General features: G+C 42.5%; 8 protein-coding genes. 6 read left to right on the top strand and 2 right to left on the bottom strand.

Annotated features, from left to right (window positions below; all coding sequences use genetic code 11):
* Nucleotides 1–7: 7 nt before the first annotated feature.
* Complete coding sequence (locus tag Q0895_RS07655; RefSeq protein WP_299187275.1) at nt 8–1,786, bottom strand: P-loop NTPase fold protein; 1,779 nt, start codon at nt 1,784–1,786, stop codon at nt 8–10.
* Between the two features lie 124 nt (nt 1,787–1,910).
* Nucleotides 1,911–4,817, bottom strand: a complete 2,907-nt coding sequence (uvrA, locus tag Q0895_RS07660; protein ID WP_299187278.1) for an excinuclease ABC subunit UvrA — start codon at nt 4,815–4,817, stop codon at nt 1,911–1,913.
* A gap of 823 nt (nt 4,818–5,640) precedes the next feature.
* Here uvrA and Q0895_RS07665 point away from each other — a divergent pair.
* From Q0895_RS07665 to gspD, 6 genes are all read left to right on the top strand, one after another.
* Nucleotides 5,641–7,005 carry an MFS transporter gene (locus Q0895_RS07665; protein WP_299187281.1) on the top strand — a complete coding sequence of 455 codons (1,365 nt, stop codon included), beginning with the start codon at nt 5,641–5,643 and terminating at the stop codon, nt 7,003–7,005.
* A gap of 107 nt (nt 7,006–7,112) precedes the next feature.
* On the top strand, nt 7,113–7,709 hold the full coding sequence (gene ssb / locus Q0895_RS07670; RefSeq protein ID WP_299187284.1) for a single-stranded DNA-binding protein: 597 nt from the start codon (nt 7,113–7,115) through the stop codon (nt 7,707–7,709).
* 525 nt (nt 7,710–8,234) lie between these two features.
* Nucleotides 8,235–8,558 carry an H-NS histone family protein gene (locus Q0895_RS07675; RefSeq protein ID WP_075102750.1) on the top strand — a complete coding sequence of 108 codons (324 nt, stop codon included), beginning with the start codon at nt 8,235–8,237 and terminating at the stop codon, nt 8,556–8,558.
* A gap of 228 nt (nt 8,559–8,786) precedes the next feature.
* A complete protein-coding gene (gene gspN, locus Q0895_RS07680) occupies nt 8,787–9,584 on the top strand; it encodes a type II secretion system protein N (protein WP_299187296.1) in 798 nt (265 codons plus the stop codon).
* On the top strand, nt 9,585–10,553 hold the full coding sequence (locus Q0895_RS07685; RefSeq protein ID WP_299187297.1) for a type II secretion system protein N: 969 nt from the start codon (nt 9,585–9,587) through the stop codon (nt 10,551–10,553).
* 132 nt (nt 10,554–10,685) lie between these two features.
* Nucleotides 10,686–12,944, top strand: a complete 2,259-nt coding sequence (gene gspD, locus Q0895_RS07690; RefSeq protein WP_299187299.1) for a type II secretion system secretin GspD — start codon at nt 10,686–10,688, stop codon at nt 12,942–12,944.
* Nucleotides 12,945–12,980: the final 36 nt, after the last annotated feature.

The following is a 12,980-nucleotide window of genomic DNA, read 5'->3' on the forward strand; positions in this document are numbered from 1 at the left end:
CTACGAGCTAAGTTAGGTTTTCTGTTAAATTATTAGTATTATCTAACCACATTTTTATAGAAGGTTCGTTGTTCGGATTATCAACAATGTTCTCTTGCAGTAGTTCCAGTATCCATAGTCTAATTTCTTCACGTTTACCGTTAATCTCTCCTAGACATGGATGTAACAAAATTGAATGGATAAATAATTTACGATATCTTTGGTCATTTTCAATATCTGCCCAAATCACCTTTCTCAAAATATCTTTATCAATTAACTGAAGAGTTTCTTTATCATCGGGGTAATGTACTCTACGACTCTGTTTATGAAACTTTAAAAAAATTGAGAGAATAGTATGAGAGTTAAAGCTATTAGCCTTAAAACTCTCTATTGTATCAATAGTAAAACTATAGAATCTATCTTTAGACTTTCTGCCAAACGAATAGAAGTCATCTACAGATATATGACCTTTAGATGACCTAACTGATTGTTCAATATATCTTTTAATATGGCTTTCAAGTTGAGTAGCCAAGTCTGACCTATTGCTAGTTTCAAGAATATCACAATAAAAGCTTAAGTTACTTAATTGATCTGAAGATAGACTGCTACAAGCTACATAGTATAATCTTTCAGGAAATCTTGGTTTTATATCCAAGTTATGAAACTCTTGTAATACTTGGGTCTTCAACCTGCTATCTTCTAAGTTTTTTTCATTAAGAATATCTTTCTCATTTAGAAGTTTCGCCATATTACTTTTTAGGTCTAAATCTCTAACCAATGAAACAACGAAGTGACCCCAACCTGAAATAATGAAATTTGAAATGAATGGGTCGATAATATCTCGAATTTCGTTAAGTTTTTCAAACTGTTTGAGAGTGTGTAAGTCTGCCTTAGATGATATTTCACTGGAAGATGATTTTAAGTCGATGAGCAGATCTGAAAAAACTGGATTATTTTCATCAAAAATCGTTATAAATGAGTCAAAATTTATCTCTAAACCTAGTGATTTAGGCATATCATGCGCAAACATAATTACTAAAAGAAACTCTAATATTTGTTTCTTACTGGCGAAAGACAGTTCACTACCTGAGCTATCTATTATAATCTTGAAAGTGTTCTGTACACGTTGATAAAATCTTAAGTTCTTGATATTTAATGTTTGATAGAAACGCTCGTATATAGAAAGCAGGTCATTATCATTAACTATATTATTCTTAATAATGGTTATTGATTCGCTTAGAGTTAAGACTTCATCAAATACTTTTTCTTTGTAATCCTGAAATTTTTTATCAGCTTCCTTCTCGTGTAGTAAAACAATAACTTTGCATTTCTTTTCTAAATTTAAATGATTAACCAGCCCCATCACGTCTTTAATATCTAATTTGTCTGATATTCGCTCAATATCATCTATACATATTAAGGTCTCATTAACCATATTAGATATAGTACTAGTAATCATACTTTTGCTAAGAGATAGAGCAACACCACTGCCTTCAATCTTAGGTAGATCAACTGCATCAATTGTGTTTTGAAAAACCTTCTTTATTCCAGATAAGTTATCACTGCTCTGTGATGTAGAGTAAGATTTGATAGCTATTTCAAATTTCAAGGCATCCAATGAATCAATGCCGAATAAGGATACATAAGCAATTTTCTTAACTCGGAAATTCTCCCGATATTTTTTACAGAAACTCTTCCAAAAATATGTTTTTCCAACCCCCCATTCTCCAGTCAGTGCAATAGCAAAAGAATCGTCAGTATTGACTAGCTCTAAAAGCCTCTTCTCAAGATTTTCTACATTTGCCATTACTCATTACCTTACAGATGTTTTTAAAATAATAATTATATTAACACCGAACCTGAGGCTTACCCAACAAAAAAGACCACCCCCTAAAGAGCAGCCTTTAAATTAAAACCAAACAAATAACCTATTAACTCACTTCTTTCATCGCCTGTTTAAGCATCGGCTTCAAGAACTCACCAGTATACGAGCCTTTGACTTCTGCCACTTCCTCAGGCGTACCTTCAGCGATGATCATGCCGCCGCCTTTACCGCCTTCAGGGCCCAGATCAATCACCCAATCGGCGGTTTTTATGACATCGAGGTTGTGCTCGATGACCACGATGGTATTGCCTTTATCACGCAGCGCATGCAAGATATTAAGCAACTTATCGATATCATGGAAATGCAGGCCAGTGGTCGGCTCATCCAAGATATATAGCGTTTGTCCCGTGTCACGCTTGGCCAGCTCACGCGCCAGTTTGACTCGCTGCGCTTCACCGCCCGATAGGGTAGGCGCGGATTGACCAAGACGAATGTAGCTAAGCCCCACATCCATCAATGCTTGCAGACGACGATAAATCGCAGGAATGGCTGAGAAAAACTCAGTCGCATCCTCCACCGTCATCTCTAGCACATCGGCGATGGTTTTGCCTTTATAGTAAATCTCTAGCGTCTCACGGTTATAGCGTTTGCCGTGGCAGCTATCGCACGGCACATACATATCAGGCAAGAAGTGCATCTCAACTTTGATAAGACCATCGCCTTGGCATACTTCACAGCGTCCGCCTTTGACATTGAAGCTAAAGCGGCCTGCCTTATAGCCACGAGCGCGCGCTTCTGGTGTCTGGGCAAACATCTCACGCACTGGAGTGAAGACGCCAGTATAAGTGGCTGGGTTTGAGCGCGGTGTACGGCCGATTGGGCTTTGATCGATATCGACCATTTTGTCCAAATGCTCAAGGCCGCTGATACTGTCATGCTTGTCCGCAATAAGGGTAGAAGCGTTATTTAACTGAGTTGCAGCGATAGGCATTAAGGTGCGGTTAATCAAGGTTGATTTACCCGAGCCTGATACGCCAGTGACACAGGTCATCACACCGACTGGCAAGCTCAAATCGACGTCTTTTAAGTTATTACCCGTCGCGCCTTTTAGCTCAATACTCATCGGTAATTTTTTAGGCTTAGCTTTACCTTTGGCTTCCACTTCGATGGTTTTGGCTTTGTGACGTACTTTTGGGATTTCGATTTTTTTCTCACCAGACATATATTGTCCGGTCAGCGAGTCTGGGGTCGCCATAATCTCATCGATCGTACCTTGCGCGATGATGTGACCGCCATGCACGCCTGCGCCGACACCGATATCGATGACATGATCCGCTTGACGAATCGCATCTTCATCATGCTCAACGACCAGTACCGTATTACCCAAGTCACGCAGCCGCGTTAGAGTCTTTAGCAAGCGATCATTGTCACGCTGATGCAGACCGATTGACGGCTCATCGAGCACATACATAACGCCCATGAGACCAGCACCGATTTGGCTAGCAAGACGGATACGCTGTGCTTCACCGCCCGATAGCGTCTCAGCAGAGCGGGCAAGGGTCAGATAGTCGAGTCCGACGCTAACAAGGAAGTTTAGGCGCTCATTGATTTCTTTAAATATTTTTTCTGCCACTTCACCTTTGTGACCGCTGATTTTGAGGGTTTTATAATAGTCCGCGGCATCACCGATAGAGAGCTTGACGATATCGGCGATGGTTTGCTCATCGACGCGCACGTTGCGCGAGATTTCATTGAGACGCGCGCCATCACAGACATTACAGGTGGTGTCGGCCAGATACTTTGCCAGCTCATCACGCACAAGGTTACTTTGCGTTTTGGCATAACGACGCTCAAGATAGGGCAATACGCCTTCAAATGGTACCGTCTTATTGGTCTTACGGCCGCGCTCATCGGTGAAGTTAAAGCTCAGTTTTTCTTTACCAGAGCCGTGCATGATAAGGTCTTGCTGCTTTGATGATAGCGCTTGCCACGGCGTATCCATATCGATATCAAAGTGCTTGCAGACGGTAGAGAGCAGACCAAAATAATAAGCATGACGCTTGTCCCAACCATTAATCGCGCCTTGGTTGAGGGATTTTTCATGATGGGTAATCAGCTTCTCAGCAGCGAAATACTGACGTTTACCTAAACCGTCACAGCTTGGACAAGCGCCGTATGGGTTGTTAAAACTAAACATCCGCGGCTCAAGCTCAGGCACTGCTCGGTCACAGACAGGGCACGAGTGCTTCGACGACATGACTTGATTGGCGTCCCCGCCCTCGGAAGGATTGCCATCCATAAAGTGTAGCGTGACAAGACCTTGACCCAAGCGCAGGGCAGTCTCCAAACTTTCAGCGACACGGTTACCCAAGTCGTCACGGACTTTAAAACGATCGACGACGACTTCGATGGTGTGTTTTTTCTTTTTATCGAGCGTGGGTAGCTCATCAGTATCATAGACATCGCCATCGACACGCACGCGCACAAAGCCTTGCCCAATCAATTGCTCAAGCAAGACTGTATGCTCGCCTTTGCGCTCACGAATCACAGGAGCCAGTATCATAAGCTTGGTATCAGTAGGCAATGCCATGACTTGATCGACCATTTCAGTCACTGACTGGGCAACCATGGGTTCGCCATGCTCAGGGCAATAAGGCGTGCCGATACGGGCATAAAGCAGGCGCAAATAATCATAAATCTCGGTAATGGTACCAACCGTCGAGCGCGGATTATGGTTGGTTGATTTTTGCTCAATGGCAATAGCAGGGGAGAGTCCTTCGATGCTATCGACTTCGGGCTTCTCCATTTGTGATAAAAACTGACGCGCATAGGCGGACAGACTTTCGACATAACGGCGTTGTCCTTCAGCATATAGGGTGTCAAATGCCAAAGACGACTTACCAGAGCCAGATAAGCCTGTAATTACCACGAACTTATCACGTGGAATGTCCAGATCGATGTTTTTTAGGTTATGAGTGCGGGCGCCGCGTATTGCAATGTGGTCATTTGCCATCGGTTACAGGTTTCCTATTTGCTAAAAACGTTATTAAAACAACTATGTGTGTATGGTCATAAAATATGAATCAAATTAAATAACATAAGGATGCTACTTCATTTAAATATGATGCGTTTAATTGTAAGTTATAAAGTTTTATGGCGGCTACTTATGAAAATAGCTGCATCAACTATTTATCAAGTACTACTTATCCAAATGTTAAGCCATTCTATTTATCAAAGCACTAGTGGCTAAAATTAACAAAAGTTCAAATTAAAGTATGATTAATAAGATTATTGTTCGGTCACTAAGTTTTTGATGTTTTTTTAATCACTACATCAATTTTTAAGTTTATATAAAGTAATCAGTTAATACTCTAGTATTACAACAAGATAGACTCATATTAAAAAGATATTAGTAAGCCAATTCTATATTTTTAAATGTTATACAACACAGATTACGATAACATTGTTCGCATTCGTAAAATTATTCTGTTCGGATGTTTTTTTATCATATTTTGTATAACGTTTTACTTTATTGTCATGCAAGTGCCATTATTCAAGGTATGATTCTGTATTAGATGCACTTAGTAACAAAACTGTCTAGTAAGATAAATGGGTTGCGAATAGATAGTCTATGGTCAGTCTACTTTTAGAGAGAGGCGACTATAGGCTGCCTTGGTGAGCAGGTAAAAGTTTCGGCAACCAAGGAGCGAATGTTTTATACTGTGGGGCTTGATTGACAAGTTAGGCTGATCGCATGAGCCTGTATCGATGGCGCTACATAATCGACAGTCAGATAAAAAGGTCAGATCAGCGATGATAATATCAGTGAGGCAAGTATGAATAGCGTAGAAAAACGGGCAATTCTCGGGGTCGGTGGTATATTTGCCTTGCGGATGATTGGCTTGTTTATGATTGTGCCTGTTTTCTCTGTATATGGTGACAACTATGCGTATGCCACGCCGTTTTTGATTGGTTTGGCCGTTGGTATTTATGGGCTTGGGCAAGCGATTTTTCAGATACCGATGAGCCTTGCTGCCGATAAATTTCCGCGTAAACCGATTATCTTTTTGGGTCTGATATTATTTGCTTTGGGCGGTATCATCGCGGCTAACGCGACAGATATTTATGAGGTTATTATCGGCCGGGCGCTGGCAGGGAGCGGTGCGGTCTCGGCGGTGCTGATGGCATTGTTAGCTGATGTGACACGAGAAGAGATGCGCACCAAAGCAATGGCAACGATGGGGCTGACTATTGCCACCTCCATTATGCTCGCTTTAGCTTTTGGCCCACTACTGGTGGGTTCGCTTGGTATTTCAGATCTGTTTTGGCTGACATCAGGATTTGCTGTTTTGGCAATGCTGCTACTTTTTGTCGTACCCACGCCGCTACGTGTGCTCAAGCACAATTTAGACAATAAATCGATTGGTCAGCAGTTGGCAAGCGTGCTAAAAATTGGCGATTTAAACCGTTTGCATATCAGTATTTTTGCGCTACACCTGACCATGACGGCGATATTTGTGATTTTACCGCACCAGCTTTCTGAGGTGCTGGGTTTGTCGGTTCGTCAGCAGGGCTTGATGTATTTGCCGCTATTATTTATCGGCTTTGCGGTGGCGATACCTTTTATTATCATCGCTGAGAAGAAACGCAAAATGCGTCAGGTGTTTTTGGGTGCAATTGGTCTGATGACCGCTGCCCTTGCGTTACTGGCGCTGGGTAGTCAAGTGGGTGTCGGAATTATCTTGGGGTTGCTCTTATACTTTATGGGTTTTAACTTACTCGAAGCGACAATTCCTTCTTGGATATCCAAACGCGCGCCAGTGGCAAATAAAGCGACGGCCATGGGGCTTAATTCGTCCAGTCAGTTTTTTGGGGCATTTGTTGGCGGGGCGATGGGTGGCTTACTGTTGACGCAGCCAAATTTGCTAGCGTGGGGCATACTGGCACTGATTATGGGCGTAGCGCTACTTATCATTATTCCGATTGCGCAGCCGCCTTATTTGTCGAGTACTACCGTCACTATTCCCAAAAATATCGATATACAAGATTGGTCACGGCAGATGTTGGCGGTAGATGGCGTCGATGAGCTGGTGGTCATGGCAAAGGAGCAAGTAGCGTATCTTAAACTTGACAAAACCCAACTGACAGATTCTTCACGACAAGCGTTGTCGCATTTGGCACAAAGCCCCCTAGATATTTAAACAAAAATTGGTTAAAGTAAAATTAAATTACTGATAGTATGAATTGGTTTCAATAAATGACAGTTCACACGATCTATTAAATTATTCATAAGTAAAAGGACGGTATCATGCGCGGAGTTAATAAAGTTATCATTATCGGTAACCTTGGAGCAGACCCTGAGGCACGTCAATTTAATAACGGCGGTAGTGTGACCAATATTTCGGTCGCAACGTCAGAGCAATGGACAGACAAACAAAGCGGTGAAAAAAGAGAAGCGACAGAATGGCACCGTATTGCATTGTTTAATCGTCTAGGCGAGATTGCCGCGCAGTACCTTCGTAAAGGCAGCAAAGTATATATTGAAGGCAGTTTGCGTACGCGTAAATATCAAGATCAAAATGGCCAAGATCGTTATATTACTGAGATTCGTGCTGAGCAAATGCAGATGCTAGATAGTGCGGGTGGTGGTCAAAGCCAAGGCGGAGGCTATGGCAATCAAGGCGGTCAAAACAGCTTCGGTCAGCAAGGTGGGTACAACCAAGCTGGCGGTGTAGCAGCCCAAGGTATGGCGCAGGGCGGCAACCAAGGTGATTATAACAATCAAAACACTTATAACAACCAAAGTGCCCCTCAGCAAAACCCGTTTAATCAGCCTAATCAAACGCCAACCCAAAAGCCTACAGCGATGCCAGATGGCCCTGTCGATGATGATATTCCTTTCTAGGATATACCTAAGATATATCTGTAAAGCGTATTAAAAAGTATATAATTTCAAAACCAAAAGAGCCCATATTTATGGGCTCTTTTTTATGTAGATGATCCAATTTTAAAAGAACATAGTGTCACTAAAGGATAGTTATCAAATTAACGAACTTTTTATAATAAACTTATGTCTATAAAATTACTTCCTTATATGTCATTTAGCTGCTTTTGATAAAAGGTAACATTTTAATGTCAATGTCACACTCTACTATTAAAAAATTTGAACATTATTATTGATATTTAGTTATTCATTAAATAATAAAACTATGTTAATCTCGCACAGTTACTATAGCTAGCTAATTAGAACTAGCTAATTAGACATTGAAAATCATATAATAAATCAAATCGATTTGTATTAAGTCTGATTTGATTATTAATTTCAAAAGATATTAATAGTTATAAAGCAGTACTGCTAGTTACCTATCCTTTGCTTAATAAGTTGCAAAACCATATTGAGCTTATCTCTATTTTTAAGACTGAGGTTGTTATGAATAAGAATAATCCAATTGATTTAGATAATCTAAATGTAGATGAGTTACGTGCTATTACAGAGAACGCGCAACAACTTATCGCCAAAAAACAGCATCAGCGTTTATATGATGCGTATATGCAGTTCGAAAAAATTGCAGAAGACAGTAATAGTACGATTGAAGAGATTTTGAAAGCTGGTGAAAAGCTAGAAAAAAAACGCAGTATTAAATATCGCAATACTGATAACCATCAAGAAACTTGGACTGGCCGTGGTCGTAAGCCCACATGGTTGGTGGATGCACTAGCAGCAGGTCGTGATTTGGAAGATTTTGCTGTATAAAAATTGCTCTAATATGACGACGTATTTATAGTAGATGCACTTATTATATTGCATTAATTGTACGAGCTATTTATAAACGTGTTATATAATAAAGCTTTAATACGCCCATCTGATTAGATTCTAAAAACCAGTATCTTTGTTTGAAGATACTGGTTTTTTTGCTGTCATCTATAGGTAATAGTTTGTTATCATAATATCATTTTTACCTCCAAGAAGAGTAATCTAACTGTGTCCAAAGCATCTGCTTCGTCTTATAAGCGTCCTCGTAAGCTGTGGTGGCTGGTTGGATTTGTTTTGTTTGCTCTGTTTGCGTTAATGCAAATGCCAGCATCTTGGGTCGTTGAGAAGTACGCACCTGATTCGACTTATATACAACATGTCTCAGGCAATCTGTGGCAAGGTTCAGCAATTTGGCAGCTACCAGTAGCGACTGTTCCATTGACGGGATCGGCCGAATGGTCTTGGCAGCCATGGCAACTGTTCTTGGGTAAGATAGGCGCTGATGTCAATATTACTACCGGACAAACCCGTCTTGATGGGCACGTCAATATAGGAAGAAATTCTTGGCAAGTTGATGATATGAGCGGTAAGATCGCTTCTGACACGCTATCTAGTGTGGTTGATTGGCAGCTGCCAAATACACCTATTCAAGTAAATGCGGTCTCATTGCAGCGCCAATCAGGCGCAGAAGTGACTGGCTTTACGACAGCAGATGGTCAGCTCACATGGGTGGGCGGCGAAGTTGGTTATCCAAGTGGGGGCAAAGTGTTTTATATCACAATGCCAGCGACACGTGCCGAGCTAAATACAGAACAAAAAAACGATAAAAACTTGCTGCATATCAATCTATTAGACAATCAAGATAAGCGTCTGGGCGATTTATATCTTGATGGTGATAACATGCTAGATGTCAGCTTAACGCAGCGATTGTTAGAAAATATGCCCGAATATCAAGGTCAAGCACCAAAAGACACACCAGTAGTAAGTGTTCGCCAACCACTACTGACAGGCTTAGGGGCGCGTTAAATGACGAGTATTCCAGCACGCCTAAAGCCAGTGATAGACAACCTAAATAGGTTCTCAGTATGGTTGTTATTATTAGCGACTGGCTGGTTGGCTTGGACAATCGCGCGTCTATTGTGGCTTATACTAGCGCCGCCGACAGCACCTGCACTGCAAATGCAGCCATTACAGAATAATCCAGCATCTAATGCGGACACCAGCAGTTTGTTTGCGATATTCGCCGATCCCGAACCGGTAACTGCTGCTCCAAAGCCGCCACCTAATGTAAATTTAAAAGGGGTGCTATTGGCGATACCAGAGAGTTTGTCATCAGCGTTGTTAGATGTAGAGGGTGAAGTCAAAAACTACCGTATCAATGAGAGCTTACAAGATAGCGGCTATGTGCTGGTTGCTGTCGATTGGAATGCTGTCGTTATCGCTGATGCTAGTGGTAGGGAGACAGTCATTAGTATGGCGGACTCTATGCCACTTGATCAAAGCGATATGGCAGCAGGGAATGTGAGCAATCAGCGCTTACCAAGTAATGAACCAGTTGATGATTTGCAACCAATGCCATTACCTAATGCCATGTCCAATGACAATGTTGTCAATGCGGCTACTAGCTCCAATGATGGCTCTGACATCGACTCTACAGAAAGTGACTCTACGAATAATAACAATGGAACGGGCAACGCAAGCTCTGCCATTGATGAAGCTGTCACTGCATTACAAGACAGTCCAGCCAGTTATTTGAGTCGTATGGGGGTTATGGCTGCTGGTGAAGGCTATCAAGTCACCGCTGCAATGCCGGCCGGAATACGCAATCGATTGGGGCTAGAGCCGGGCGATCGAGTACTTACGGTAAATGGCCAAAACATCGGTAGCGATCCTATGCAAGATGCTGGTTTGTTGAAGCAAGTACAGCAATCAGGTGAGGCTCAGATTGAAGTAAAACGTGGAGAGCAAGTGATTACGATTCGTCAGCAGTTTTAAAAGATCTGATAGTGTTTAAATAACGCTGTTTGATCAAACCACTATTATCTTGACCATATAACAATATTGTTAGCGCTATCTTAGCAACGTTTCAGTTTACACTGAGTGATATCACAATGGGTAATTATAACCATGATAAGTTTTTATAAATTTTCAGTAACGCCTCTACGCCATTCATTGCAGCGTCTGCTGTATATATGTCGGCCATTGTGTTTAGCATTGCCGTTATGGGCTGCAACGTTTGGGTTTGCCAGTGCAGAAAGTTGGAAGGTAAACCTGCAAGATGCAGACATTAAAGCCTTTATTAACGAAGTGGCAACGATTACCAATCAAAACTTTGTCCTTGATCCGCGCATCAATGGCAATGTCACCGTGATATCTAATAAAGCCTTGTCTCGTGATGAGATTTATCAGCTGTTTTTGAGTGTCATGCAGGTCAATGGCATTGCAGCGATCGACTCAGGAACGACAATTAAGCTCGTTCCTGATAACGTCGCAAAGCAGTCTGGTGTCGAAGTCGATCTGCGAGGGGATAGTGTGGGTGAGGCTTTGGCAACTCGCGTCATTTATTTGACCAATACCCAAGCAGCAGAAGTACTGGGCGTTATTCGGCCACTGATGCCGCAATCTGCCCACGCTGCTGCTGTACCTGGCGTCAATGCGCTGGTATTGTCTGATCGCGCTGACAGCTTGAACCAATTAACCACCCTAATTCGCGATTTGGACAACAATGTTAATGATAGCTTGCAAGTCATACCACTGCGCCATGTAGACGCTGAGCGTATGATGGATCTTATCAGTGCTTTAGTTTTAAATACAGGAGGTCAGGCACAAGGAGGCGGCAATCAGCTCAAAGTGATCGCTGATACTTCTAGTGATAGACTGCTGGTTAAAGGCAGTCCTGAGATGATTGCTAAAGTACAAGAAATGGTCAATCAGCTTGATACCACGCCTTCGCGTCGCTTAAGTGGCTTGCGTGTCTTTCGCTTAAAATATGCCAGCGCTGGTCATATCGCCGAGATGTTACGCGGCTTACTTGCCAACCAGTCTATTAATAGCACGGGAGCGACATCGACTTTAGAGTCAGCTTCACTAAATAGTGCCAGCAGTACAGGTGGTGCATTGGGAAGTAATACCAACGATACACTAAATAATAATGGCTCAACTGGCAGTAATAATTTGACCTCATCTTCTACGAGCAGCTCAGGCGGGGCAGGCACGAGCAATGGTGGTCGGCCATTTAGCATTATCGCTGATGAAACGCAAAACTCGGTGATCGTCAATGCAGATCCTGAGCTGATGTTTGAGATTGAAGCGGCTGTTAATCAGTTGGATAATCGCCGTGCGCAAGTGCTTATTCAAGCTGCTATCGTTGAGGTTTCAGGCGACGATGCCGCCCAGCTTGGTGTACAGTGGGCACTTGGCAATGCAAACAGCGGCTATGGAGTAGTGAATTTCAATAACGTTGGCGCCAGCGCTGCATCGCTAGCAGGCGCAGTATTGTCTGGTGGTACATCAGGTATTAGCTCTGCGGCAGGCTCTATTGCCGGCGCGTTACTTGGTATTGGGGATAGTAGTACAGACAGTAATGGCAATACGCAGTTTTATGGCGCTATCTTGCAAGCGTTAGACTCATCTACTAGCGCGAACTTGTTATCTATGCCCTCTATTTTGACTTTGGACAATGAGAAGGCCAGCATTTTGGTTGGTCAAAACGTACCATTTGTAACGGGCTCTTATACCACTAGCGGTAACTCATCTGAAAATCCATTCCAAACTATTGATCGTCAAGACATCGGTATCAATCTTAATGTCATTCCACATATTGGTGACAACGGCACGGTACGTTTGGAGGTCTCGCAAGAAGTCTCCTCGGTCGTACCTAGTAGTGTTGGTAACGCTAGTGGATTGATTACTAATAAAAGCTTAATCAACACTACTATTCTAGCGGATGATCAACAGACCATCGCGCTTGGTGGTTTGATGCGTGACAACACGACCAGAAATCAACAAAAAGTCCCAGGTTTGGGTAACGTGCCTATTATCGGGCGGCTATTTCGCTCTGATAGTGATAGCACTCAAAAGAGTAACTTAATTATATTTTTACAACCAACTATTTTGCGTGATGGCGGTGCGGTCGCGAGCGTCACTGAGCGCAAATACAATCAGATGCGCGTACTACAGTTGGTCATCGATAAGAATGGAACGATCAAACAGCTACCTCTTAGCGGTACTGAAGGCTGGGATGGCAAGGTTGATGCTGATTATGAGTTGATGCCACTAAACCCGCTCGTACCTAAGCGCGATCAAAAGTCAAAACCGCCAGCGCAAGGGTTTACTAAGGTAGATGACCCAAGTACAGGCATTACGACATATCCGTTAAAGCGTTAGAATATAGCCGTCTAAGCTCATTGTTTGGCTTTTTTA

This window comes from uncultured Psychrobacter sp. (assembly GCF_947495825.1).
GTDB lineage: Bacteria > Pseudomonadota > Gammaproteobacteria > Pseudomonadales > Moraxellaceae > Psychrobacter.